Source organism: Mesobacillus jeotgali, from assembly GCF_014856545.2.
In the GTDB taxonomy this organism is placed as follows: domain Bacteria; phylum Bacillota; class Bacilli; order Bacillales; family Cytobacillaceae; genus Mesobacillus.
This window is the reverse complement of record NZ_CP109811.1, coordinates 2,673,746-2,698,569: the sequence shown is the minus strand read 5'-3', so window position 1 is coordinate 2,698,569 and position 24,824 is coordinate 2,673,746. Positions and strand designations below refer to the sequence as shown.

General features: G+C 40.1%; 31 protein-coding genes and 1 riboswitch. Of the genes, 21 read left to right on the top strand and 10 right to left on the bottom strand.

The features are described from left to right. Positions 1-179 precede the first annotated feature (179 nt). Positions 180-641 carry a hypothetical protein gene (locus FOF60_RS13735; protein WP_225650097.1) on the bottom strand — a complete coding sequence of 154 codons (462 nt, stop codon included), beginning with the start codon at positions 639-641 and terminating at the stop codon, positions 180-182. A gap of 114 nt (positions 642-755) precedes the next feature. Here FOF60_RS13735 and FOF60_RS13730 point away from each other — a divergent pair, with 114 nt between their 5' ends. From FOF60_RS13730 to FOF60_RS13720, 3 genes are all read left to right on the top strand, one after another. Then, the gene (locus FOF60_RS13730; protein WP_192471608.1) at positions 756-1,037 is read left to right on the top strand and encodes a hypothetical protein; all 282 of its coding nucleotides are present in this window, start codon (positions 756-758) and stop codon (positions 1,035-1,037) included. Between the two features lie 57 nt (positions 1,038-1,094). After that, the gene (locus FOF60_RS13725) at positions 1,095-1,703 is read left to right on the top strand and encodes a CBO0543 family protein (protein ID WP_192471607.1); all 609 of its coding nucleotides are present in this window, start codon (positions 1,095-1,097) and stop codon (positions 1,701-1,703) included. A 194-nt stretch (positions 1,704-1,897) separates the two neighbouring features. Further along, positions 1,898-2,218: an MGMT family protein gene (locus FOF60_RS13720; protein ID WP_192471606.1), complete on the top strand. Its 321-nt coding sequence runs from the start codon at positions 1,898-1,900 to the stop codon at positions 2,216-2,218. A gap of 147 nt (positions 2,219-2,365) precedes the next feature. On the opposite strand, the gene FOF60_RS13715 is transcribed toward FOF60_RS13720, so the two are convergent. Further along, on the bottom strand, positions 2,366-3,361 hold the full coding sequence (locus tag FOF60_RS13715; RefSeq protein WP_192471605.1) for a DUF3231 family protein: 996 nt from the start codon (positions 3,359-3,361) through the stop codon (positions 2,366-2,368). Positions 3,362-3,542: 181 nt separating this feature from the next. Between FOF60_RS13715 and FOF60_RS13710 the strand changes: the two genes are divergently transcribed. From FOF60_RS13710 to FOF60_RS13685, 6 genes are all read left to right on the top strand, one after another. Continuing rightward, positions 3,543-4,229, top strand: coding sequence for a Na-translocating system protein MpsC family protein (locus tag FOF60_RS13710; RefSeq protein WP_192471604.1), 687 nt, complete (start codon positions 3,543-3,545; stop codon positions 4,227-4,229). Between the two features lie 695 nt (positions 4,230-4,924). Beyond that, complete coding sequence (locus FOF60_RS13705; RefSeq protein ID WP_225650096.1) at positions 4,925-5,260, top strand: flavoprotein; 336 nt, start codon at positions 4,925-4,927, stop codon at positions 5,258-5,260. A gap of 47 nt (positions 5,261-5,307) precedes the next feature. Continuing rightward, positions 5,308-5,676, top strand: coding sequence for a YbaN family protein (locus FOF60_RS13700; protein ID WP_192471602.1), 369 nt, complete (start codon positions 5,308-5,310; stop codon positions 5,674-5,676). Positions 5,677-5,892: 216 nt separating this feature from the next. Beyond that, positions 5,893-6,834: a ring-cleaving dioxygenase gene (locus FOF60_RS13695; protein ID WP_192471601.1), complete on the top strand. Its 942-nt coding sequence runs from the start codon at positions 5,893-5,895 to the stop codon at positions 6,832-6,834. A gap of 26 nt (positions 6,835-6,860) precedes the next feature. Further along, positions 6,861-7,466, top strand: a complete 606-nt coding sequence (locus FOF60_RS13690) for an alpha/beta hydrolase (RefSeq protein ID WP_192471600.1) — start codon at positions 6,861-6,863, stop codon at positions 7,464-7,466. Between the two features lie 176 nt (positions 7,467-7,642). Then, on the top strand, positions 7,643-8,341 hold the full coding sequence (locus FOF60_RS13685) for an aspartate/glutamate racemase family protein (RefSeq protein ID WP_192471599.1): 699 nt from the start codon (positions 7,643-7,645) through the stop codon (positions 8,339-8,341). Positions 8,342-8,401: 60 nt separating this feature from the next. Here the strand turns inward: FOF60_RS13685 and FOF60_RS13680 are convergent, their stop codons facing one another. Further along, positions 8,402-8,767 carry a cyclic-phosphate processing receiver domain-containing protein gene (locus FOF60_RS13680; RefSeq protein WP_192471598.1) on the bottom strand — a complete coding sequence of 122 codons (366 nt, stop codon included), beginning with the start codon at positions 8,765-8,767 and terminating at the stop codon, positions 8,402-8,404. A gap of 183 nt (positions 8,768-8,950) precedes the next feature. Next, entirely contained in the window at positions 8,951-10,309 is a 1,359-nt protein-coding gene (locus FOF60_RS13675) for an FAD-dependent oxidoreductase (RefSeq protein ID WP_192471597.1), read from the bottom strand. Between the two features lie 109 nt (positions 10,310-10,418). Between FOF60_RS13675 and FOF60_RS13670 the strand changes: the two genes are divergently transcribed. Together FOF60_RS13670 and FOF60_RS13665 are read left to right on the top strand one after the other, a co-directional pair. Continuing rightward, entirely contained in the window at positions 10,419-10,787 is a 369-nt protein-coding gene (locus FOF60_RS13670; protein ID WP_192471596.1) for a MazG nucleotide pyrophosphohydrolase domain-containing protein, read from the top strand. Between the two features lie 103 nt (positions 10,788-10,890). Continuing rightward, positions 10,891-11,490, top strand: a complete 600-nt coding sequence (locus tag FOF60_RS13665; RefSeq protein ID WP_192471595.1) for a class I SAM-dependent methyltransferase — start codon at positions 10,891-10,893, stop codon at positions 11,488-11,490. 53 nt (positions 11,491-11,543) lie between these two features. Here the strand turns inward: FOF60_RS13665 and FOF60_RS13660 are convergent, their stop codons facing one another. Next, entirely contained in the window at positions 11,544-12,461 is a 918-nt protein-coding gene (locus tag FOF60_RS13660; protein ID WP_192471594.1) for an aldo/keto reductase, read from the bottom strand. 174 nt (positions 12,462-12,635) lie between these two features. Here FOF60_RS13660 and FOF60_RS13655 point away from each other — a divergent pair, with 174 nt between their 5' ends. Next, entirely contained in the window at positions 12,636-13,118 is a 483-nt protein-coding gene (locus FOF60_RS13655; RefSeq protein WP_192471593.1) for a PaaI family thioesterase, read from the top strand. A gap of 46 nt (positions 13,119-13,164) precedes the next feature. Here the strand turns inward: FOF60_RS13655 and FOF60_RS13650 are convergent, their stop codons facing one another. Next, positions 13,165-13,674 carry a hypothetical protein gene (locus tag FOF60_RS13650; protein WP_192471592.1) on the bottom strand — a complete coding sequence of 170 codons (510 nt, stop codon included), beginning with the start codon at positions 13,672-13,674 and terminating at the stop codon, positions 13,165-13,167. A gap of 140 nt (positions 13,675-13,814) precedes the next feature. Between FOF60_RS13650 and FOF60_RS13645 the strand changes: the two genes are divergently transcribed. Further along, positions 13,815-14,528, top strand: a complete 714-nt coding sequence (locus tag FOF60_RS13645) for a nucleotidyltransferase domain-containing protein (RefSeq protein WP_225650094.1) — start codon at positions 13,815-13,817, stop codon at positions 14,526-14,528. Positions 14,529-14,674: 146 nt separating this feature from the next. Here the strand turns inward: FOF60_RS13645 and FOF60_RS13640 are convergent, their stop codons facing one another. The 3 genes from FOF60_RS13640 to FOF60_RS13630 all read right to left on the bottom strand — a co-directional run bounded on the left by FOF60_RS13640 (position 14,675) and on the right by FOF60_RS13630 (position 15,913). Continuing rightward, positions 14,675-15,136: a hypothetical protein gene (locus FOF60_RS13640; protein WP_192471591.1), complete on the bottom strand. Its 462-nt coding sequence runs from the start codon at positions 15,134-15,136 to the stop codon at positions 14,675-14,677. Between the two features lie 25 nt (positions 15,137-15,161). Next, entirely contained in the window at positions 15,162-15,578 is a 417-nt protein-coding gene (locus FOF60_RS13635) for a hypothetical protein (protein WP_192471590.1), read from the bottom strand. A gap of 197 nt (positions 15,579-15,775) precedes the next feature. Then, positions 15,776-15,913 carry a hypothetical protein gene (locus FOF60_RS13630; protein ID WP_251617254.1) on the bottom strand — a complete coding sequence of 46 codons (138 nt, stop codon included), beginning with the start codon at positions 15,911-15,913 and terminating at the stop codon, positions 15,776-15,778. 70 nt (positions 15,914-15,983) lie between these two features. Between FOF60_RS13630 and FOF60_RS13625 the strand changes: the two genes are divergently transcribed. Genes FOF60_RS13625 through FOF60_RS13605 form a run of 5 tightly spaced genes read left to right on the top strand, consistent with a single transcriptional unit; the run spans position 15,984 to position 22,042 of the window. After that, complete coding sequence (locus FOF60_RS13625) at positions 15,984-16,748, top strand: hypothetical protein (protein WP_192471588.1); 765 nt, start codon at positions 15,984-15,986, stop codon at positions 16,746-16,748. 45 nt (positions 16,749-16,793) lie between these two features. Further along, complete coding sequence (locus FOF60_RS13620; protein ID WP_225650093.1) at positions 16,794-17,126, top strand: hypothetical protein; 333 nt, start codon at positions 16,794-16,796, stop codon at positions 17,124-17,126. Positions 17,127-17,155: 29 nt separating this feature from the next. Next, entirely contained in the window at positions 17,156-17,449 is a 294-nt protein-coding gene (locus FOF60_RS13615) for a hypothetical protein (protein ID WP_192471587.1), read from the top strand. Positions 17,450-17,472: 23 nt separating this feature from the next. After that, entirely contained in the window at positions 17,473-21,156 is a 3,684-nt protein-coding gene (locus tag FOF60_RS13610; RefSeq protein ID WP_192471586.1) for a multicopper oxidase domain-containing protein, read from the top strand. Continuing rightward, the gene (locus FOF60_RS13605; RefSeq protein WP_192471585.1) at positions 21,140-22,042 is read left to right on the top strand and encodes a hypothetical protein; all 903 of its coding nucleotides are present in this window, start codon (positions 21,140-21,142) and stop codon (positions 22,040-22,042) included. The genes FOF60_RS13610 and FOF60_RS13605 overlap by 17 nt, the downstream gene beginning before the upstream one ends. Positions 22,043-22,059: 17 nt before the next feature. Here the strand turns inward: FOF60_RS13605 and FOF60_RS13600 are convergent, their stop codons facing one another. Beyond that, the gene (locus tag FOF60_RS13600; RefSeq protein WP_192471584.1) at positions 22,060-22,581 is read right to left on the bottom strand and encodes a hypothetical protein; all 522 of its coding nucleotides are present in this window, start codon (positions 22,579-22,581) and stop codon (positions 22,060-22,062) included. Between the two features lie 279 nt (positions 22,582-22,860). Next, a riboswitch (PreQ1 riboswitch) is annotated at positions 22,861-22,903 on the top strand. A 55-nt stretch (positions 22,904-22,958) separates the two neighbouring features. Between FOF60_RS13600 and queC the strand changes: the two genes are divergently transcribed. From queC to queE, 3 genes are read left to right on the top strand one after another with little or no spacing between them, the layout of a single operon-like run. Further along, positions 22,959-23,615, top strand: a complete 657-nt coding sequence (gene queC, locus FOF60_RS13595) for a 7-cyano-7-deazaguanine synthase QueC (protein WP_192471583.1) — start codon at positions 22,959-22,961, stop codon at positions 23,613-23,615. After that, positions 23,615-24,091, top strand: a complete 477-nt coding sequence (gene queD / locus FOF60_RS13590) for a 6-carboxytetrahydropterin synthase QueD (protein ID WP_192471582.1) — start codon at positions 23,615-23,617, stop codon at positions 24,089-24,091. The genes queC and queD overlap by 1 nt, the downstream gene beginning before the upstream one ends. Further along, complete coding sequence (gene queE / locus FOF60_RS13585) at positions 24,084-24,812, top strand: 7-carboxy-7-deazaguanine synthase QueE (RefSeq protein WP_192471581.1); 729 nt, start codon at positions 24,084-24,086, stop codon at positions 24,810-24,812. The genes queD and queE overlap by 8 nt, the downstream gene beginning before the upstream one ends. Positions 24,813-24,824 lie beyond the last annotated feature (12 nt).

Below are 24,824 nucleotides of genomic sequence, written 5' to 3'. Positions count from 1 at the left end.
AAGAGGATGTCCCAAAATATTTTTTTGGGACTTCTTTTTCTTTCTTGGTTTGGACTAATTATGAAATGCCAAGGGAAAGAGCTGTCATGCTAAAATCAGGCTGTCCTTAGAAATAATGAAGAAATTTATAGGCGGACAAGCATATAATATAAATTTTGATTAAGTCTTCAGATTACTTTTCAGCCAGGCAGTTTCATTTGCCTCTCGAAAGTAACATGAGTTAAAATTTCATGGTTAAGTGTTTTAGCCATTTTCATAGTAAGTTCCAGTATTTTACGAATGCCTTCCTGGTACCCATTTTTGATAGCAAGCCCGTCACATTGAATTTCACTTTCAATACTCATTTCTTGTTCAAGTACCGGGTATTCAATATGACCAAGTTCATGCCAGATAATCGCTTCTTTAATATCTTTGTCGGCGCAGAAGTTTGGATAGTCATATACTACGATGAACCAATCGAATTCAGCTTCATAAGATTTATAAAACAGGGTCAGAATCCGGGAATCGATATCCCATAAATCAAGCCATTTTTCATTCCTAAACCCAAATACCTTTAATACGGCCTCCTTATTTTCAATAATCGCAATTCTCCCATTGACACAGTACTTCTCCTGATCCAAAAGTTCACCGATGCATTTCAAAAAATTCCTCCTCAATTGAAAACCTGTTATTATTGTTAAATATATTTGGTATTGTTAAACAACATGAGTAAAATAAAAAAGGGAAGAAATTGATTAGAAGGGAGGAAGCTGTGAATGCTTTGTTCGCATAGTTACTGGAAAGTGGATCGAAGGATTGAGGATAATGAACAAGTTTATGAAGAAAATGAGCAATTCATAAAAATGTACCATGACAGGATAACCACAGCTTCTGACATTTTTCATCTGCGTGACATATTAGATATTACATTTAAGAAAATGTCTGGAAGGACAGGCTTCCTTTATCTGCATACAACAAGAGGAGTATATTCCTTCTGTACGGATGCAAAGCCGGATAAGCTTATTGAGATTTATAAAGAAATCAAACATCAAAATTAGCTGAATTTACATATTTAGCAGCAAAAATCACACCCTATATACAAAGGGTGTGATTTTATGCTTTTTTCAACATTTGGTGCAATTGGATCTCAATTGAATGAGTATATGATGATTTTAAACTCCATCTCGCTACAGGAACTATTAGATGCTGAAGCGAAATATCATAGAGTATTAAGGGCATATTGGTATGAAAATAACTTTCTAACCTACAAATGGTGGTTTCTGGTGGTTCTCTCCGTCGTTCCGGCCATTGTCTGGTGGGTTCAGGTTGATAAAACAAAACTTATCGAAAATACAGCATTTGGTTTATTTTATGGCGTAACAGCCATCTTCCTGGATTCAATCGGCAGCAACGCTATGGTATGGACATATCCAGTCAGGCTCACACCATATTTAAACCCGCAGCTGTATCCATATGATGTGGGAGTCGTGATCATCCCTTTTATGATGGTCTATCAAAAATTCGGTATGTCTTTTAAAAAGTTTTTTATTGCTACAGGTGTATTATCCCTTTTCCTCGCTTTTGTTGCAGAACCGTTCATGGTCTACCTGGGGATTTATAAAGAAATTACCTGGAAACATATATATTCATTTCCGATTTACTGGTTAATAGGAGTAATATGCTGGGCAATCATTAAAAAATTCAAATCTTATTCTTATCAGTGATAAAAATCCCTGGCCTAAGGTCAGGGATTTTTATGATATATTTGTATTTAGTGGCTCCTTTCTCAAACTTTGTTGCTATTAAAGACAATGAGAAAAAGAGCATGCTAATAATACCGATCTGCAATATGAGTATATATTACGTTAAAATGGGCTTTAGGATTACGAAAACCCTTTGTAGCAAAGGAAGTGGAATCATGACGGATTTTACAAATAAAGTAATTAGAATCATCCAAAGCATACCAAATGGGAAAGTGATGACATATGGACAAATAGCAAAAGCTGCTGGAAGCCCAAGATCAGCAAGACAAGTTGTCCGAATACTCCATTCGATGTCAAAAAAATATGGTCTTCCGTGGCATAGGGTGATCAATTCAAAAGGAGAAGTTGGCTTCCGGGATGAAGAGATGTTCATTACACAGAAACTGTTGCTGGAATCTGAAGGAATCCAATTCAATACTGAAAGATCACTGCCACTTAAAAGCTATTTATGGAATATTGATTCAGAGCTTTATTAACGGAAAGAATCTGATAAGTTAATCAATACATACGAAGAAAAAGCACTTGCTATTGACCGCAAAATAGGATTTGAATGAACTGAGTTTTAACAACAATCTTTCCAAGAAGAGCCTAAAAAAACACCCATTGGGTGCTTTTTTTCTGCATTATTTTTTTGAAAGATTTTGTCTGTCAATTGATAAAGGCGGTTGTTCAAGCCATTCATTTGCAACCAAGATATTGATCCCATCTTCGGAATATTTGAGAATCTCTGCATTCAATCGCGAATAATCAATCACAAGGTCGCTTCTTTGACTCTCTGAAATGGCAATTCCATAATTGCCTATACCAGCATAAATCATAACGCTGAAATGAAACATCATTAATTTATCAGAGAAAACTGGTTCTGTTGATTCAGTGACTTCTGGTTCAATTCCAGCAGGAGCCGGAAGGGAGTGCTTTTCTAAATAATCCCTAAAAACCTTTGTGTGTTTTAAAGCAATTTCCTTTCCTCTAATAAAATAATTTCGTGCTTGTTTGTTTTGGGCTGTTTGACTGAAACCTGTTGATAAAGCTGCCCCTAACTGATTTGTTTCAATATTAAAGTGTAGATGAGTTACTTCCGTGCCAGTTAATGCTCCTCTTCGGCCCAGACCCTCAAGGAAAAAGGATTGTTTTTGGATGAATTCCACCTTATCCGGATAAGGAATGAAGGGAGGACGTGTAGCCAGCCCCTTTTCAAGAAGGATCAATGTAGGTGAAGAGGTCAATGCCTTCGAGTAAAAGCTCTTAATGTCTTTACGATATATATTTGGCAGCATCCTGCTGTAACCAGATAGACCGCCGCCAGCCATGTTTTTTATGTATTTTAAGTAAAGAATATCAGAAAACAACCTCTCAGCTTTAAGATTTACATCCTGATCAGTAAATCCCTGAGGAACCGCTATTCGTTCATGAACAAATAATTCTTTAATAATCTCCACATGCTGGTACGACAAATCAAGCGCATGGTTTACCAGGGCTTTTATATCAGAATCGTCTAAATGCTGCAGGAAATACTTTAAAACGCAAATAGACATCGTATCTGATTGATAGGTTGTCCAAAGGTATGAAATCTCTGCAGCTGTCATCTTCATGGAATTATGAGTGCTATCCAAGATCATGTCCCCCTTTATATAAAAATAATATGCCCGAAGCCAGATTTAAATATAACGTAAGAAACCTTTATTGATTTATACATAAATCTGCAGTTTAGTTCTAAATTAAGTACGACGAATTCATGGTTTTGCCAGTACCGGATTAGGGAAGAAATAAAGAGGAGTAAATTACATAGCGAGGTATAATATGGAAGTAGCAATGCTTGAAAAAGAAATCAGCGGATATATTGGGAGGATGTTAAGAGAGAATTTTGGACGGGGGCCAAGTAATGTGTTCTGTACCATCTCGAAGCCTTTCGTATCCATCTATATTACCAATTTTTTGTCCCCGATGGAGAATACTCTCCTAACTAATCACCAAAGCGTATATGTGCAAAAGACAAGAGATTTGATGATGGAAACCCTTGAAGAAGAAATCAAATCCTATATTGAATTGAATACAAAGGATAAGATAAAAGAATTTTACTATGACTGGAATCTAGATGAAAAATCAGGAATGTTATTATTCATTTTTGAAAAAGACCAGCCATATATTTTTGATGTGTATGACAATAAAAACCTGGTTGAGGAAGAAACAATAGAATTAAGCATGGAAATTCAGAAAGCTCCTGAAGAAACCCACTCTAAGCTGCTTAATGAGCGGACACTGATTATCGTACGCCACGGCATACTAATAAGCCTGGAAAAAGAGTTTATTCAATTAGGGTTCCAAGAAACTCTGAAGATTGCAAAAAGGAAGCTCGAAAAGAAAGTAATTACCCAGCATCAAAGTTCATATGAAAGGTACCTAAACGCAAAAATAACTGATTACTTTGTTGACTGGAATTTTGATAAAGACAAAAGCTACACTTTGTTTATACTTAAACCTGAATAAAGAGCCTATTGATTTATTGATGATAAAATGCTATCATACTCAATAGGGTAAAGGTTAAAACTCTTAACCTTGCTAATACGCAGCAAGAACGTACTTTATAATCAATAACTAAATATATTGATCTGATAGCAATGAATGGGCATAGAACCAAATCATAAGTCAGAAAAGGATTAATGTGGTTTAATCCTTTTCTGACTTTTTTTATTGCCAATTATTGGATTACTTGATTGGAAAGGGATGATCATTCATTAATATGAGTATAAGCAAACATGAAATAGGTCCATATATTGATACATTTATACAAAATAAGCAACAATTACTCTCGGAAACTCCTAATACTATTAAGAAGAGAGAAATCGAGTCGTATTTAGAAGAATATGCCGTTGGACATGGAATAGATTTCGATAAAAAGTCGGAGTCTACCAAAACTATTTATACCCTTAACGTCGAAGGAATAGAGACGATTGTAGAATTTTTCTATAGGTATAGCCATTACTATACTAGACATTCCATCACTCTTAAATAATTCTGCTGTTCCTTTGGGAGCAGCTTTTTTAGTTCTGTTCAATCAGAGGTATTGCTTTCATCAAAATATTATAGGATAATTTTGTCATTGTTGTTAAAGGGGTGTGGAAATGGTAGAGACATTCAATCGTTTTCTTGATGAATATTTAACTGTTTGGAGAAACTCTTCCTTGCCAGAATTAAAGATGATGATTTCAGGTGAATACCAGGCAAGGGAAATTATAAATGGTAAAATATCTGATTTTGGGTATGATGAATCGATCAGAGGGTGGGAACAGGGTTTTAATTTTGTCAAAGGAAATAAGGGAAGTTGGGAATTAACAGTCATAGACAGGATAAAGATAAGGGAGCATGAGGTAATGGCAATTATCCTTGCGAGGCTGGTCCTCGATGGGAAAAGCATGGAGACTAGTAATCTCTTTTTTCAGACATTTACGTATGACTTTGGCTGGAAACTTATCAGAAGTTATATAGAGGCTGGAATTCCTTTCAGCCAGTTTGAGTAGTCAACATCTTGGAAAATGCTTGTAAAGAACTCTAGGGGGGACACACGGTGAACATCGCAGTAAAGGCTTTATTAATCTTCATAGGTACACTTTCAATAACCCTGGGAGTAATCGGGAGCGTGGTTCCTCTCTTGCCGACCACGCCGCTGATCCTGCTTGGTGCAGCCTGTTATGTAAAGGCGTCAGAGGAACTTTACCAAAAGCTAATCAGAAATAAATGGCTAGGAAGTTATATAAAGGATTTTCGTGAGAAAAACGGAATTACCTTAAAAAATAAGGTGTTAAGCCTTAGCATGATGTGGATTTCAATATTGGGAACGATATTATTTTTTGAGGTCAATTTTTGGCTTGCTGCTGTCCTAATAGTAATTGCTGTTACGGTAAGCGCCTATATTTTATCTTTTGATACTATTTGAAGCATATAGAAACCACTCTTTTACATAAGAAATTCGAGGAATTAATTTTATTTGCTTCAATTGTACAGATATGCAAAGTGAAATTTGTATCATTTGGCAAACGTGCTTAATATCCGATTCTTGACATGGACAGGTTTAATTTATACAATTATCTTGAATTCGAGATATATCTTTATAAGGATTAGTGGATTATACAGAAGGCAGGTGCACAACAGGATGAAGAAAAACACAGCTGGTATACATCATATTTCGGCAATCGTAGGGAATCCACAAGAAAATGTTGATTTTTACGCAGGTGTTCTGGGCCTGCGGTTAGTGAAGAAAACAGTGAATTTTGATGACCCTGAGACCTATCATTTGTATTTTGGAAATGAGGACGGAACACCTGGCACTATCATTACTTTCTTCCCATGGTCAGGTTCATATAAAGGGAGAATCGGTGATGGCCAGGTTGGGATCACGACCTATGTAATACCAGAAGGATCCTTTAGTTTCTGGGAAAACAGGTTGACGGCCTTCGGTATTGATTGGGTAAAAATGGACCGTCTTGGTGAACAATACTTGCGATTTGAGGATCCGCACGGCCTTAAGCTGGAGCTTGTAGAACGCGATGCCGGACACGTGAATTCCTGGGAGTTTAACGGAGTATCAAGAAATAAAGCGATTAAGGGATTTGGCGGTGCAGTATTGTTTTCTTCAAAACCACAGGCGACAGCAGTTTTGCTGGAGAGTATAATGGGCTTTGAACGGGTGGTTGAAGAAGGGGAATTCATCAGGTTTAAATCTACAGGAGAACTTGGGAATATCATTGATTTAAGATCAAGTACGGGTGTCCGAGGATTGATGGGAATCGGGACAGTACACCATATTGCCTGGAGAGCTGCTGACGATAAAGATCAGCTTGCTTGGAAAGAGCATCTAGAGACCCATGGTTATAGAGTGACACCGGTCCAGGACAGGAATTATTTCAATGCGATCTATTTTAGGGAGCACGGCGAAATCCTTTTCGAAATAGCCACTGACCCTCCGGGCTTTGCCATTGATGAACCTCATGATAGGATGGGTGAAAGGCTCATGCTCCCGCAACAGTATGAGAAACATCGTACAGAGCTGGAAAAATCTTTGGACCCAATTGAAGTAAAAGAGTTAGATATATAGCTTTTTAAAATGTTAGGAGAGTTGATATGAAACATATTTATAAAAAAGGAAGTAATACATCCAAACCAACTTTATTATTGCTGCATGGAACAGGTGGTAATGAAAATGATCTGCTCCCTTTGGCGAATATGATTGACCCGGAAGCATCTGTGTTGAGTGTTCGAGGAAATATCCTGGAAAATGGGATGCCGCGTTTTTTCAGGAGGCTTGCTGAGGGTGTCTTTGATGAAGAGGACTTAATCTTCCGCACGCAGGAATTGCATGAATTCTTGGATGAAGCATCGGAAAAATACGGTTTTAGCCGCGATCACATAATAGCGGTAGGATACTCAAATGGTGCCAATATTGCTGCCAGTCTGCTTTTCCATTATAAGAATGCCCTTAAAGGAGCAATCCTCCATCACCCTATGGTGCCCAGGAGAGGGATTGAGCTGCCTGAATTGTCTGGAACTGAGGTATTCTTAGCTGCAGGCAAAAATGATCCAATTTGTCCCGCTCAGGAGTCAGAGGAATTGAGTACAATCTTGTCTGCCGCTAATGCCAGTGTAGAAATGCATTGGGAGAATAGCGGGCATCAATTGACATTAAGTGAGGTTGAGGCTGCCAGAGACTGGTATAAAGGCAGATTTTAATTTTAGACATAAAACGAAAATCCCTTTAGACTGTAAACAAACTCTTCAGATTGGAGTTTGTTTACAGTCTTTTGTTTTTCTGTCTCTTTAAAAAAACATTATATCTATAAAGGCTTTTTCATATGTTCATGGAACTATTAGCATAAGGGAAAATAAAATTAAAAGGAGAGGTCAATATGAAGACAATTGGAATGATTGGCGGTATGAGCTGGGAATCCTCGGCTGAGTATTACCGGATGGTCAATGAGGAAGTAAAGCGGCAGCTTGGAGGATTGCATTCTGCCAAAATTATTCTCTTCAGTGTTGATTTTGATGAGGTAGAAAGATGCCAGTCAGAAGGCAGGTGGGATGACGCGGGGGTGATATTAGGCCTAGCGGCTTATTCACTGGAGAAGGCAGGAGCGGACTTCATCGTGATTTGCACCAATACGATGCATAAAGTGATTGACCAAATATCCCAGAAGACAAGCCTGCCAATTCTTCATATAGCAGATGAGACTGCAGCACAAATCAAAAAGCTCGGAATTAAAAAAGTCGGCTTGCTTGGGACCAAGTATACGATGGAGCAAGATTTCTATAAATCAAGAATAACATCAGAAAATATTGAGGTGCTGATCCCGGACGAAAATGATCGAGATCTAATTAATAAAACAATTTTCCATGAATTATGTCTCGGAACAATTCTGCCTTCTTCAAAGGACTACTTTAAAAGGGTGATTGAAGGCCTTTCTGCAGAAGGAGCAGAAGGAATCATTCTGGGCTGTACAGAAATCGGTCTATTGATAAAGCAAGAGGATACAGCAATTCCACTGTTTGACACCACTTTAATACATGCATATGGAGCTGTAAAAAAGGCGCTGGATTGCGGTAAATGAACTCTTCCTCATCTACTCCAGATTCCCGTGATTTAAAGCCAAATTATCCAGATGGGCAATTTATTTATTATAAATTGATAACATTCGTGAAGTAAAAGGACGTAAGGGCAGAGGACGTAAATAAATATTAACAGACTGAGGCATAAGGTAGTCAGACTGCGCTTGTTTTAAAGAATTATACATAGCCTTGCCGCCAGTAGAATTTGCAGAGTGAATCGTGATTCGGTTGGCATAGAGTTGTTTATTAATCATTATTTCGACAAGCATTAAGCCATTTCTTACATGGCTGGTGAGATCATGATCCAGTGAAAGATGGTCAATATCATAATTATATAGAAAGAAAAGACATTCATCGATAGTTTCTGCCAAAACATAACCTTCTGGCGGTTTACGATAATCATCCAGGAAAACATTGATTTTCTCCATTTCTTGCACTCCTTTCAAAAAGGGGGTGACTAAGAAAAGTCGAATAGCCCAAATTAAGTTTCCACTATCTAGAGCCTAACATACATTATGACTTAAAAGGGCAATTTTAGCTTGGGAAATTCTTCAAGTATCTGCCGGGAGAGTGATTAAACGTATTAGGGACATATAAAAAGACCCCGAACATTAGTTGTTTTGGGTTTGACTTTTGGTCAATACGGAAGTTTTAAGTACTTTAGCAAGAATACCTGGACGGGCTAGGCTCAATGGATGCGCTTTTAGATGAAGGACCTGAATGAACTGGGAGTAAACACTTTCATCATGTGAGCAAGCCGCCACGACTTTCTTTACGTACCATTGCAAAATGGGAAGAACTATTAGTTTCCTTCCGCTCGTGGTGCGAAAACGAAAGTCCTCGGTTAAGGCTATTAGCCAGGGAATATCAATAATCCTGCTGACATTATTATAATAACTATTTGTTAACTGTTTCTTGTTTAATCTCTTCCTTAATAGGTCTCTTAATGCCTTAGCTTCCATTGCAGCAAGGCTCATCCCCTGTGCAAAAACAGGATCAATCCGGCAAAAAGCATCTCCAATTACCAGCAATCCAGATGGGGTGTCTTTCAGTTTTTCAAAGTGATACCGGCGCAGGGCAGGAAACCGGTAGACTTGTATTTCCTCGGAGAGTGGTAATGCATTCTCAATTGCTTTATAAAATTCAGGTTGTTCAAGTTTCTCTGCATATTCCTTAAAACTGTCTAGATCTTTAGGAACTTCCTTCGAACCGTAGCCAATCAGGGTAACTAACATACGATTACCTTCAATGGGAGAAATCATGCCTCCACGATCAATTTCTGGTGGATTGGGATATGCGAGCAGACTATGCCAATCCATTGATGAATGAGAGAGTTCCTTATATACCATGCTGGCATAAAATAAATTTACTTTGACTTCTGTTTTGGGTGGTATACCGTGTCCTGATTCCCTTAGCCATTGGTTATGGAGTGCGGCAGCGCCTGATGCATCGATTACTAAATCTGCTAAGAGTTCCGTAACAGATCCGTCTGCCTCTTTGAAGATAATACGGTTAATCTCATCGTTATCGAATAAAAGATTTTGCACTCTGCAGCCAAATCGGAAATAGACATTCGGAATTTTTTCCAGCCTCTGCTGAATCTGCCACTCAAGTAAAGGTCTGCTTTGCTGGCTTATGATTACGTTGGAAGCAAACCGGATCTTTTGTGTACCGTGATGCGACCAGAGGAGGTCTCCTGCGAAGTCTGTTTTTTTTGCCCCATGAAGAGATAATTCCTGAAGGATTCCTGGGAACAGCTCCTCGATGATCTCTTCGCCGCTTTTCAGCAAGACATGTCCCTGTTCACCCTGAGGCACTCCATTTCTATTAATAATAGAATCATTTTTATGGTCTTTTTCTATTACTATTACTTCCTTGAAAAACTCAGAAAGTACTCTTGCAGCCAGCTTGCCTGCAATGCTGCCGCCTGTTACCACTGCTCTATTTCTGTTCATTTTTTTAGAAAACATTCTTAGCTGCGATCCCCTCGAATAATAGTTATGTTGAATTTTATAAGGTAAAATAATCTTATGTATGCAGATAGCACAACATGGTAATTTTACCTAAAGAGGTGGGGAAATGAAAGAGTTACAATCCTATGCACGGGATTATCAGAAAGAGATGGGCTGGGAAATCAATTCCGATAACTATGCCAAGAGCAGGGAATCACTTTTGAACAATTACTTACTTTTGACAACAGAAGTAGCTGAAGTGGCAGAGGAATTGAGGAGGGCTTTTAATCTTACACAGAGCAACGTACAAGAAGGGATGGATGAAGAAGAGGCGTTCGCCATCGCTAAAGAGAGAATCAAACAGGATATAGGCAAGGAACTTGCTGACTGCCTTGCATATCTCTTGAAATTCTATAATTATTTTGACATAGATTTGGAAGATAGCTTTTATGAAAAAATGGTAGAGGTAAGACTTCGGAAAAACAAAGATCTTTAAAACAGGCTCATGACTTTGCTGGTAAATAGGAGTTATACAAGGAGTCCCAAAACATCTTAGCTTTAATTTTTTTTGAAGTGTTAATGAATGGAGTACGATCATTATGAATGAACAACAATTTGATAAATGGCTGAATATCAAAACAACTGGTGAACAAAGAGGGTTCATGACTTCATTGCATTACCATCGCTATGAGCCCACTCCATACAGTGCGCTTGAGTTATTTTTCAATAAATACAATATAAGCAATCATGATCATATAGTCGACTTTGGATGTGGAAAAGGGAGAATGAATTTTTTTCTTAACCACCATTTCAACACCAATGTAGTCGGAGTTGAAATGAATGAAACGTTCTACATGGAAGCTCTAGAAAATAAACAAAGTTACTTGAAGAATTATTCAAACAGAGAAGATAGGATCAACTTTTATTGCGTGTTGGCAGAGGAATATGATATTTCACCTAATGAAAACAAGTTCTATTTCTTTAACCCTTTTACGGTTCAAATCTTAATGAGAGTAATAAAGAACATTATGATTTCTTTTGAAAGACATCAAAGGGAAATTGACCTGATTCTATATTATCCATCTGAAGATTATATATTTTATTTGGAGAATCAGACACCGTTTGAACTGGTGAGTGAAATGAAACTGCCGGAAAATAACCCTAATGAGAGGTTTTTAGTTTATAGATTGTATAATTGATATTTAATCGTTCAATTTAAATGCCCCGGAATATTACCGGGGCAAAAATGGGATTATTTTATACTCTGAGGATGGTTATCCTCGGCCAGCTGTGCTGCTTTTGCATTGAGTTCCACTTGTTCTGGTGTCTTGCAACCTGGAATGACAGCAGTTACTGCAGGATGTTTCAAGACCCAGGATAATGCCCACGTTGCCATTGGAACACCATCCGGTACTTCGTTTTGTTGGATCTCTTCCACCTGCTTGAGTAGTCGCGAAGTTTCTTCACTGTCATGTTTTGAGCGAACATCGTCAGCGCTGAAGTTCGCACCTGGTTTGTATTTACCGCTTAAATATCCACTAGCCAGCGGAACCCTGGCTAGTACCCCGAGATTTTGATTTTGGCTGGAAGGGAAGATGTGTTCTTCTGGCTTCCTGTCAAGGCGATTGTATACAACCTGTATGGCACCTGCGTTTACGTCAGTTGCATGATCTGTTTGATAACTTTCTTCATTGGATCGCAGCGAGATTCCGAGGCTGCGGACTTTTCCTTTTTCCACTTGCTTATCTAGCATTGTCCACAATTCGTCATTGTTGAATTCTTCATCCGTACATGAATGGGCCTGATATAAATCTATGTAATCTGTATTTAGAGCTTTTAGTGAGGCATCGAGCTGTTTCAATACCTCATTTGCACTCCAGTGACGTGTCCTTTCAAAATTACCATGGAAATGATGGCCGAATTTTGTTGCCACAATCCAGTCCTCGCGTTTGTTCCGGTTAAGGTAATCTCCAATAAGGCACTCGGAAAAATGGTCCCCATAGCATTCGGCTGTATCGAGGAAGTTGATTCCTTTTTCGTTTGCTTTATCCAGAATCGCATCAACCTCATATTGTCTGAAATCCTTTCCCCATTCACCGCCGTATTGCCAGGTTCCGATTCCTATTACTGATATATCAAGGTTTGTATTGCCTAAGCGTCTATACTTCATTCCATCACCCCTAAAATAATTTACATCAATCTTATCATTTCAATGTTTTGAACAAAACTATGTTGCACAAATACTTTCATTGTATACATCCAGAAAGGAATTCGAATTTTTTAAAGGAATTCAAACAACAATCGAGAAAGTATTATAGATTCAGATTGACAAGGGGGAAACACAATGGAAGAAAAAGTGTTGAAAGCCATCCAGGATGAATACCCGGAGGATTTTGCATGGTGTTATGGGTGCGGGAGGATGAACGAGCAGGGACATCATTTTCGGACAGGCTGGGATGGTGACAAGACAATATCCATCTACAATCCCAAAAAAGAACATATGGCACTCCCTGGGTTTGTCTATGGAGGCGTGATTGGCTCTTTTGTGGATTGTCATGGTACAGGTTCAGCTGCACTCTACCTGCATCGTAAAAATGGATATGAACCAGGTGACGGAGCAGAACCGCCAAGATTTGTCACAGCATCCTTGCATGTCGATTTCATGAAGCCGACTCCTCAAGGAACATCCTTAAAAGCAATAGGAACCGTACATGAAATTCATCCAAAGAAATATCGAGTGGAAACAGAAGTGTATGCTGGGGAAACTCTTTGTGCTAAAGGGGAAGTAATCGCTGTTGTGATGCCTGATACTTTTACGGGAAAATAATAGCACCAAAATAAGACCCTGAACATAATTCAGGGTCTTAAGCTGGTTATTGGACCGGTTCAAGCATGGTAGTGGGAAGGTAGCCTTCTTCACCAGAATCTGTCATTTTTACTTTAGTTCGTCTAATCTCTCTTTCCAAGATTTCAGCTTCACTGCCTTTCTTGATTTCTTTCACTTTATTATCCTGTACGATCTTATCAACACCTTCTACATCATTAATTTCAATCAATTGATAGAGTTCATCATATGCTTCCGGTGTAAGTGCAAGGTAGGCATCTTTTTGTACAGTTGCCTTATCTCCAGCCTGAAGTGTATTGTCTTTAACTTCTTGTTCGCTTTCTTTATATGTGTCCTTCATGTTCTGGATAATTCCCGGAGCTTCTTCTTTTACCTTATCCACAACCTCTTTTGATTTTTCCTCGGTTTCCTGGGCAGCGTTCTTTGTTTCCTCTTCTAGCTCTTTCACGCCTTGCTCAGCCTCATCGCTGTTGCAGCCACTAATGAGCAAAACTGCCAATCCTGCAGGTATAAACAATTTATTTAAAGACAATGACATAAGTATTTCCTCCTGATTCAACTGCTTTTATACTGTAGGATACCACTGAAGTTGTCTTATAAAACATTCGCAATATTGTCGACAAATTTTGTGTTGTCACTAATAATAATCTTATAAATAGTTAATGGAGGATTTTGCACTTGAACATTCATAATAGATTATCAGCACTTGAAACAGCGCAAAAGTTTGTGAAGGAGCGCTTCCCGAACTGTGACGCTGCACTGCTGGCCGGTAGTGTGACCAGGGGAGAAGCAACTGTTACCTCTGATTTGGATATTGTAATATTTGATAGGGATATTGAATCACCCCGCAGGGAGTCATTAATAGCTTATGGGTGGCCGATTGAAGTTTTCGTCCATAATTTACAGTCCTATAAGCTTTTCTTTGAAAGTGATATAAAAAGGGCAAGACCAAGCTTGCCGAGAATGGTTTCAGAAGGAATGATCATTAGGGAAAGCGATTTTCTCCCTGAAATAATTGTTGAAGCAAAAAGGATCATCGAGCTGGGACCAGAGAAGTGGACTAAGCAAGAAATCGAGTTAAAACGATACTTCATTACAGATACGCTTGATGATTTCATTGGGTCTGACAACAAGGCAGAGGAAATCTTCATTGCAGGCACGCTGGCTGAACAGCTCCATGAATTTGTGTTAAGAGTAAACAAGCGGTGGGTCGGCAAATCAAAATGGGTTGTGAGAGAATTAAATAACTATGATCCCGTATTCACTAAACAATTTGTAGAAGCTTTTTCCCATTATTACAGTACAGGTAATAAAAATATGGTTGCACAATTGGCCGAACAGATCTTAGAACCCTTCGGTGGAAGGTTATTTGACGGCTTTTCAATAAAGTAGACAAAAGCAGCCTGAATGAGGCTGCTTTTGTCCTTTACTGCGGTTTCCATTGAGCTAAGGGCCACTTTGAGAGCATTAATGTACAAATAAATAGAGAAATGCTTCCGTTAAGGTGAGATTAAGTTCGTTAACATTAAATTATCTATTTATGCTTTGAAAGAAAAAAAAAGCAATATTGCAGATATCCCCTGGATACACAGACTGAAAAGGGCAAAGAAGATGATCATTTCTTGTTCGGAAGCAATGGTGCCAGGAAGACCGCAAATGGCTGGTTTTTTTACCACCAAACCAAGCATCGTTCCCATTATTGCGCTTATGCCGCCGTTATAAATCCCTGCAATCAATGATTGTGCATTCAACATTGAGCCATATAAAAAACCCATCGTGATACCAAGTAAAATGTTAAGCACCCCAACAATTTGGAAGTGGTTAGGGAAAAGCAGTATGAAATTTAGTGAAGCAACCAGTCCCAGTGTGCTGCTGGCAACATAAGAGGCTGTATAACCAAACCTGTCACTAAAAAGAAATCTCGATTTGCGAAGTACAAAATATAGCCAGGCTCCAATCAAAAAATTGATGACAGTTATGGAGATTAATAATATCTGCATAAGACACCCCCTCCAGATTACGGAATCAGGTTTTATAGGCCGAGGAGGCCGCTATGCAAAAAGAGCTGAGGATGAAAATCTCGATCATGAATAGGAACATTACACCTTCATACACGGAAGCTCCAACCATAGGCGCCATGATTCCCATCATTAGCCCAGTTATATAACCAGACAATAAAGTTTGGTAGTCAAAGAGGTTGCCAAACAAGATTCCTGAAATACCGCCTATGATTACTGAAAACAAGGTCGCTTCCAAAAAGTAAAAAGGATAGATGTTGATAAAAATAATCCCTGTCCCGAGAGCCAAACCTCCAGCAGCCACCATGGTTATATTCATTCCTAAGTGAAAACCGATTTGTTTTCTTCGATTGTATAGATAGATATATAGAACGTATGCGGACAAGAAATTAATTGGGTAAAAAACCACAATCCATTCCGGCATGACATATCACCTCTAATGTTCAATGTATTCACAATTAAAATTGTGGTGTTTGAATTTTTTGTCAATTACAATGACGTTTATGATATTTGCCTCATATGATAATGGGAAAATTCGGTCATTTTATATGAAGGTATAAACTTTTTACACTTAAATTAGTGTCTAGCTCCAGCTCCTAACTCCTCGAGACGTTTCGCCTCCTAGAAACTCCGAAACTTCAACTCAGCGGCAGAAGCAAAAAGCGCTTCTTTGTCGGAGTCTCCAGTTTCTGCGTTTCTGGGCAATCGGCTACACATTTCGATTTCAGTCCTGCCAATGAAGTCAAAGAACGACTTCACTGTCAGGCCCTCCATCGCTTGACGGGGCTGACCTAGGCACTTGCGCTTTTCATTGAAAGGGGGCATTTCGTTGAGAACAGGTATGCGTCATTCGGATTATTTGAAAAATTTGTTAGAGGAGAGAAAGAATGAAGTCAGGCAGGTTGATCCTATTCACGAAGTCGGGAATCAAATCACTTCTCCACCAAGTGCAACACCACTTGAAGAGAATAAAATCATTGCCGAATACCTGGAACAAAAGAATCTTCACACACTGGCGAATGCTGTTCCTGAATTTAAAAAACCATTGATATTAAAGAAGTTTTTTAAAATGAAGCGGAATCAGGAAGTAATAGTCTATATTGACCATCAAGATAACACACAGGAAATTTCCGGTAAGGTGAATACCATCGGAAGAGATTTTGTCATACTGACGAACTTAAAGGATCGGATTTGGATCCCGTATAAAACGATATTATCAGCAAATTCTCCATCTGGGGTACCGACATATGAAAATGCCCATCAAAATTTCATCTATGATAATGACTTAAAACGCAAACTGACTACGAATTTTGGTGAGACAGTTGCCAATCGAGATGTTTTGATTCAGCAATTTTTCGAAGAGTCACTAAAAGGAAACCTTGATAGATGGAAAGGAGGATGGGTTAAGGTGCTTTTACCTGATGAAATAGTAATGGGAAAGATCATTTCGGTTACTGAGGATAGTCTCGTATTACAATCTTTTGGCTCAGAAAGGGAAATTGCCCTCACAGGTGTAACTCTGATTCGTTCTGCACGCCTTTTTACCCAGATCCTATTGATGGGGAAGAACATGATTAAGAGCATTTTACGGTAAGACATAAATTGCAGAAGTTCTATTTAAGAGAAAGGGTGACAAAACATGCATGAATCGCCATTAAAATCATTATCGGCTGCTTCTAGTATCGGTACTGTCAATGACCCATTATTTGATTTTTTTAACAAGCAAATGGGCAAACAAATCCTGATTATTACGGAATCATCACAACTAAATTTATTAGGGCAAACCTTCAGGCCGATTTTTTGCGGAAAGGTAGCTGAAGTTGAACCTGGACATTTAACACTTTCTCCTGTAACTATCAAAATCTTGAATGCACCTTTTCATAAGTTCCCAGTCCCGTTATCCATTCCTTTTGAAAAAATTGCCCATTTCACATCAGACTTCGATTGTTCGATGAGAATTCCATTAGTTTAAAAATACAAGTAATGGAGGTGTTGTTTCTTATGTCTACAGATTACTCAAAGGTGACAGATGTAAATGAAATCCATGACTCAGCCATTTTGGTACACTTCAGAAATGGAATTGGCCACAAAACGCTTGTGATTTCTCCATCCTATCCATATATGTTCGTTGGCATTATCAAGGAATTGATCGGCGATACGGTTAAAATCGATGTTGAAACCACACACTTTGCTCAATTAGAAAACCGTGAATGGTATATTCACATTCATAATATTGAAGTTTTCTATATTGAAAGGCCTGGAGCACCAAAAATACCGAAGCTCGAAGACTATTAGATTCCCATGAAAGGGGGAAATCCATGTTACGAAAATATCATGTTGTCGGAATTTCAACGAGAATGGTAGTTAATACATTCGGGGACCACAATCCTAATGGCAGAATCTATGTTTTAAAGGAAAATGAGTCAAAGCTTAAAGACCTCGTGCGAAAGAATCCTTATAAGCCAATTGATCTTGTTCAACCGCTGGCTATTCGCGCAAACGAGGGGGATATAGTTGAAATACTTTTTGAAAACCAGCTTCCTTTCTCAGCAGGAATGCACTTCCAGGAAGCGGATTACAGCGTGCTGACCTCCGATGGAGCGGATGTCGGATATAACCCGGATACAACGGTAGAACCTGGCGGAGAAATTCTTTACAGGCTAAATGTCAGTCAGGAAGGTATCCATTTCTTCACCGATCTGGGCAATGTTTCAAGCACCGAACAAGGATCAAGTGTCCAAGGGTTATTCGGGGCGCTGCTTGTCCAAAAAAGGGGCTCTAGCTGGACTGATCCTGTTACGGGAGGGCCAATCAATAGCGGTGTGTATGCTGACATACATCATCCTTTTCTGCCATCGTTCAGGGAGTACGCCTGGTTCTTCAATGATGAAATGGAAATTAAGGATCTAACGGGGAACCGGCCTTTCAACCCCATGACGAACCAGGAAGCAGAATCTTTCCATGGAGTGAATCTTCGCTATGAACCTATGACAAACCGTAAAAGACTGATAGAGGCGGGAGTAGTATGTCCGGATTGTGATGCAGAAGAAGTCCACCATGACTCATGGGTGTTTGGTGATCCTGCCACTCCGATACTAAGGGGGTATGTGGGGGACCCGGCGGTCATCAGGCTGATTCATGGCGGCGTAAAAGAAACACATGTTTTCCACTACCATGTCCATCAATGGCTGGGAGATTCCAGCAATATCAATGCTGAAATACTCGATGCCCAATCTATTAGCCCTCAAACCCACTATTCGATTCAGCCGCTCTATGGACTCGGAAGCCTGCATGGTGCCATTGGAGATTCCATTATACATTGCCATCTGTATCCGCACTTTGGCATAGGAATGTGGGGAATCAACAGAGTTTTTGATACTCTGCAGGATGGAAGCCAATGTTACCCAAATGGTGTTAGAATTGATGCTCTCAAGCCGTTGCCAGACCGTAAGGCACCACCAAAGCCTACTGCTGTAAAACCTGGATTCCCTAATTTCATACCAGGAAAGGTGGGCTATAAAGCACCCAGGCCGCCACTAGGCATTGTCGGAGGGCGGGAGATGACTGAGCTGGAACGGAATGCAGCGATTCCAAATCCCCGGCCCGGAGCCGTTTTCGTTGACCCGTGCCTAGACCAAGACCCAGTGGTAGTCGAATTCAACGTATCTGCTATTGAAATGCCTGTCGTTTATAACAAACAGGGCTGGCATGATCCGAAGGCAAGATTTTATGTGATGGACGAAGATCTGGATGATATCCTTTCTGGAAAAAAAGAGCCTGAGCCGCTAGTCTTCCACGTTCCTGCTGGCACATGTATAAGGATGAACTATACAAATCGCATGCCCCATATTCTCGATGGTGATGCATTCCAGCTGGTGACCAGGACATATGAAAATGGTTTTCACATTCACTTTGTAAAATTTGATGTCCTAGCCTGTGATGGAGGAAATGTTGGATGGAATTATGATAGTGCGGTTCTTCCTGGCCAGACCATTCGCTATGAGTGGTATGCGGAAACCGAATTAAAAGCGTTTTTCTTCCATGACCATCTATTTGCAAACTCTCACCAGCAGCATGGAGTTTTCGGTGCAGGCGTGATACAGCCGAGGTTTTCAAAATTTCTTGATTCGAGAACTGGTAACGAGGTAGACCATGGTACCCAGATTTCAGTGGAACACCCATTAATCCCGGATTATCGTGACCAGACACTTTTCGTCCATGACTTTGCCCTTTTATTCGATAAAAACGGCCGCCCAATCCAGCCGCCAAGGTATCCAGGATCGGAGGACGATCCAGGTGTTTTTGGAGTCAATTATAAATGTGAACCTTTGAAGTTCAGGCTTGGCGAGGATTGTGATCCTGCCTATTCCTTCAGTTCCTATGTGCATGGTGACCCTGTAACACCGATACTCAAAGCCTACGAAGGAGATCCAATAAGGATTAGGCTATTGCAGGGAGCGCATGAGGAATCCCACAGTTTCAATATCCATGGGCTTAGGTGGAAAGAAGAGCGCCCGGATTTGGGATCATCCATGAAAGCTCAGCAGCATATCGGAATTTCTGAGTCGTTTACCTTTGAGACTGAGATCCATGCATTCGGTGATTATCTTTGGGCCTTTGAGGATGAGGAAGATGTTTGGCTTGGAACATGGGGATTGATCCGAGCGTATAAGGAAAAAATGGATGACTTAATTGTCTTGGCTGACCGAGAAGCTCTGCCGGAAGGATCCGCTGAAACTCCAAAGCCAACGGGCAAACCGCCTGAAAAAGCAAATCCTCTTGCCAGTCTGCCGCCAGGGGCTTACCATGGCTCACCTGTCAAGAAGTTTGAGGTAGTCGCCTTCCAGACACCAATCCAATATAACTCATATGGCGATCATGACCCATATGGTATTATTTTCGCTTTAAAGGAAGATGTAGAAGACATTCTCTCTGGCAATAAGAATCCGGTGCCACTAATCTTAAGGGCTAATGTCGGGGATCTTGTAGAAGTCACCCTGACAAGTGAACTGAAGAAAGAGCTCTTTCCATTTCAAGATGGAATCCATCCTTACCCGCCTGTAAAAGAACAATCTTTTTATCCACCGTCATTAAGGATATCTCTTCATACCAGTCTGTTGAATTATGACGTTAAAACATCAAGTGGAGATACAGTTGGTTATAACCCTGACCAGACAGTAGGTCCGGGGGAAACAATTACTTATAGATGGTTTGTTGATGGCCAGTTCGGCATGTGTTCGATGTGGGACATGGCCGATCTGAGAAATCACCGGTCATTTGGTACCTTCGGTGCATTCGTTGCCGAATCCAGGTTTACAACTTACCTGGATCCATACAGCCTGGAAAAAGCCATTACAAGGGAAAATGTGATTCTTCGGCACCCCTTGCTTCCTGCAACAAGAGAATTTGTCCTCATTTTACATGATGGTGTAAGGCTGGAGGACAAAGATGGAAAAGTGATTATTGACCCGATGGATGGGGTCGTACCTGATACTGAAGAGCTCGAAGAAGTCGATACGTACGATTATGGTTCAAGGGGTTTTAACTACCGGAGCGAAAGATTAATCAATCGTTATAAGGAACATCCGGTACTGCACGAGCTTTTCTCATCAGAAATTTTTGGAGACCCAGCTACACCTTTATTCGAGGCTTATCCTGGTGAACCTGTGGTGATTCGGATTACGACTCCTGCGGAAAGGCGAAGAGCTCATACATTCCACCTGCATGGACATTATTGGAAATTTGACAGCAAGGATCTTGATTCGCGGATTCAGTCATTTTTAGGCCATATGGTTACGGGTCATACTGATGATTTGCGCTTGATTGGAGGAGCAGGAGGAGTATTCAACTACCCAGGGGATTACTTGTACCGATCCGGCAATATCCGCTGGGACATAGAATTGGGGATGTGGGGAATCTTCCGGGTTCATAAGGGTTCGCAGGAAAACCTGCCGCGCCTTGAGGAAGTTGAAGGGGAGTGGGACAATGAAGAAAAGGCATAAAATTGAAATTCCACTTGAAGAGTCTTCAAGCCTTGAGATGACGGAAAGCAGTTCCTCCTCAGCAAAAAATCCGGAAGACGATTTTTGCTTCCCGGACGGTTGTCCCGATCGCATCGAAACTCCAAAAATCCCTTCTCCGACATCTTGTATGCCTGAAGGCCGGTTGCATGAACTAGAGGAAAAAATTGATGGAGCCAATCGCATGCTATTGGATCTCGGTCTATCAAATGAGCAGTCTGAACTTGGCCGGAGGATATTATTTGATGGCCTGGCAGGGCAAATGGTGAAGATTAAGTTAAACTGCTCGAATCATGATGAGAGCAATACAGAAGCTAGTCCAACAGACCCAATTGAGGAGGTAATAAACAAGAAAACAGAGAGGAAAAAGCGTTACAAAAAGAAACGGCTTTCCAAGAAGAAGCGCAAGCATAGGTATAAAAAGAAAAAGAAGTTGGGCAAAAATTTCCTGGAAGGATTTGTACAATTAGTAGGCAGTGATTTTGTCCAACTCCAGAAGAATAGAAAGACATTCATTATCCCGTTCAATAAAATTTGTCTGGTTTTATCTAAAAAGCCGTACCACCCACCTGGACCCCAAACGCCTTTACTAGATATCGATCCATGTTTCCGGAGAGATCTTACCTTTAGTTTTGGGGAAACAGTAGCTCATGACCCAGAGCTGATCCAGATCTTTTTCAGGATTAAGTTATCAATGTACCTTAAAACATATTCAGATGAAAAAGTAACAATTTATACAGACTCTGAAAAGGTAATTGGGTTATTGGCAGGGCTAGAAAACGGAAACGTTAATCTAGTCAGTGAAAATGGGCAGGTTAAAGAAATAGCTTTAACATCTTTCTGCTATCTGAAATTGACTTACAAATAGAAGCGCCTGAGCATTGCTCAGGCGTTGTTTCCTTCATCCATCTCAAACCAATTGATATTGTCAAATGGAATCATTCTATATTTCTTCTTACAGTGTTTTTTACTGCCATTGCCTGTTTTATAGATGACTAGCTCAACGAAATCTGTTCCAACAAAGGAAATCCTGCCGTGGATTTTTTTACCCTTGTCACAATCAACTCCAATGATCACTTTGCAGCCGATATACCTTCTCAGTATAGCTGCCATTTTGTTCCGCAACCCGCCCAAGCGGACGCTGAAATGCCTGCTGCACAACTCGCGATCGGCGAAATTATAACGACGGTCAAAAATAACCGGGATACAATCATCTTTGTAGCTATGGCAATATCCATGATGCGAGCTTGATTCCAGCTCCTCATCCAATGATGGGAAATCTGCAGATGAGCCACAGGAAAAAGCTGAATCATGACATTGGCATTCCGGATAATCGCAATCTTGGAATTCGTGAGTGTGCCGTTCGAAAAAATCACGGCTTCTTGAAAAATAAGCTTCAATATCCATCTGTATCCTCCTTTATTAGTATGAAAACAATAAGTGCTTGTAATCATTTTATTCATTGAAAATATTTTCGAATGAGCAAGATGCCCTGTTGGGGAACTTGACCATTTAAAATATCTTAAAATAAGCTGTAGTTAACGTCGGTTTGGGACTAAATATGTTCTGGACTAAGGTTCAGGCATCAAAATCTGGTGAAATCAAAAAAGTGATGGAATAATATAAGCTTTCTTTTTATAAAATATGTGATAAAATGAGTAAGTTAAAATTACATATTCCGTTTTGGCGGAAGAGGTTCTAGCTACCCTCTCAAAAAAACTAAGGGAAAACAGTACTGCTGTCTTAGTGGTACTGTTTTTTCTGTTGTAAAGGAGTATTCTCTAATGAAAAATGAAAAAGCCGTTGTCGTGTTCAGCGGAGGACAGGATAGTACGACTTGCCTGTTCTGGGCCATGAAGGAATTCAAAGAAGTGGAAGCAGTCACTTTCGATTATAATCAGCGCCACCGCACAGAAATACAATGCGCAAAAGACATCACAAATGAACTTGGGATTAAACACCATGTTCTCAATATGAGCCTGCTCAACCAACTGGCGCCTAATGCACTTACCAGGAGTGATATCGAGGTAAAGGATGGAGAAGAAGGAGAACTGCCAACAACCTTTGTGCCAGGGAGAAATTTATTGTTCTTATCCTTTGCATGTGTGCTTGCCAGTCAAGTGAACGCGAAGCACGTCGTAACCGGTGTATGCGAAACCGACTTCAGCGGCTATCCTGATTGCCGCGATGTATTCATTAAGTCATTGAATGTAACACTTAACCTTTCGATGAATCAGGACTTTGTCATCCATACACCATTAATGTGGCTGAACAAGGCACAGACATGGAAGCTTGCTGATGAACTGGACGCCTTTGAATTTATCCGTAAAAGGACTTTGACTTGCTATAACGGAATCATTGCAGATGGGTGTGGGATTTGCCCTGCCTGCAAGTTGCGGAAAAACGGGCTGGATGATTACCTGGAAGGAGTTGTTTCTTGATGTATGAATTCAGGATCGTCGACCAGCTTCAGAAAATAGATAAAGATATCCATAGAGAACAATTAAAATACCATTCTAAACGTGTGCTCGTCAGTAAGGAATTCACTTTTGATGCCGCGCATCATCTTCATGAATATGAGGGGAAATGTAAAAATCTCCACGGCCATACTTATAAAGTCATATTCGGCCTTAGTGGTTTTGTCGATGACCGCGGATTAATGATTGATTTTGGAGACATAAAAGAGATTTGGAAATCAGAAATAGAAATATATCTAGACCATAGATATTTGAATGAAACTTTGCCGCCGATGAATACAACTGCTGAAAACATGGTGGTTTGGATTTATGAAAAAATGACAGAAGCCCTGGCAAATAGACAGCATTTATACCAAGATGCAAGGGTCGAGTTTGTGAAACTCTATGAAACTCCTACTAGCTATGCTGAAGCGAGAAGGGAGTGGATGGAGTTTGACTAAGATACCCGTGATGGAAGTTTTCGGGCCGACAATTCAGGGAGAGGGTATGGTCATCGGACAAAAGACCATGTTCGTTCGTACAGCTGGGTGTGACTATTCCTGTGCCTGGTGTGACTCATCCTTTACATGGGATGGATCTGGAAAGGACTTGGTCAGGCAAATGGATGCTGATGAAGTCTGGAGTGAATTGAAAGCATTGGGTGGAGATGGCTTTTCATATGTCACTATTTCAGGCGGAAATCCTGCTCTCATTAAGAATCTATCTGGACTGGTTGAACTATTAAAGGAAAACAACGTCAGCGTTTGCTTGGAGACACAGGGCAGCAAATGGCAGGATTGGTTTTTGAAAATTGACGCACTGACCCTGTCCCCAAAACCGCCGAGTTCAGGAATGGAAACAGATTTTGAAGTTCTGGATCAAATTGTAGATTCTCTGAAGGAGAATGGCTCTATAAAAAACGCCAGCCTTAAAATAGTTGTTTTTGATGCAGTTGACTATGAATTTGCCAAACTAGTACATCAGCGTTATCCGGACTTAGCGTTCTTTTTACAGGTAGGGAATGACGACATTACAACAGAAGATCAGGTAAACTTAATGTCATCGTTGGTCGATAAGTATGAATGGCTGATTAGTAAGGTCATGTGTGACATGGAAATGAACAGTGTAAGAGTCCTTCCGCAGCTTCATGTCTATGTTTGGGGAAATAAAAGAGGGGTTTAGACTTCCAGGAGG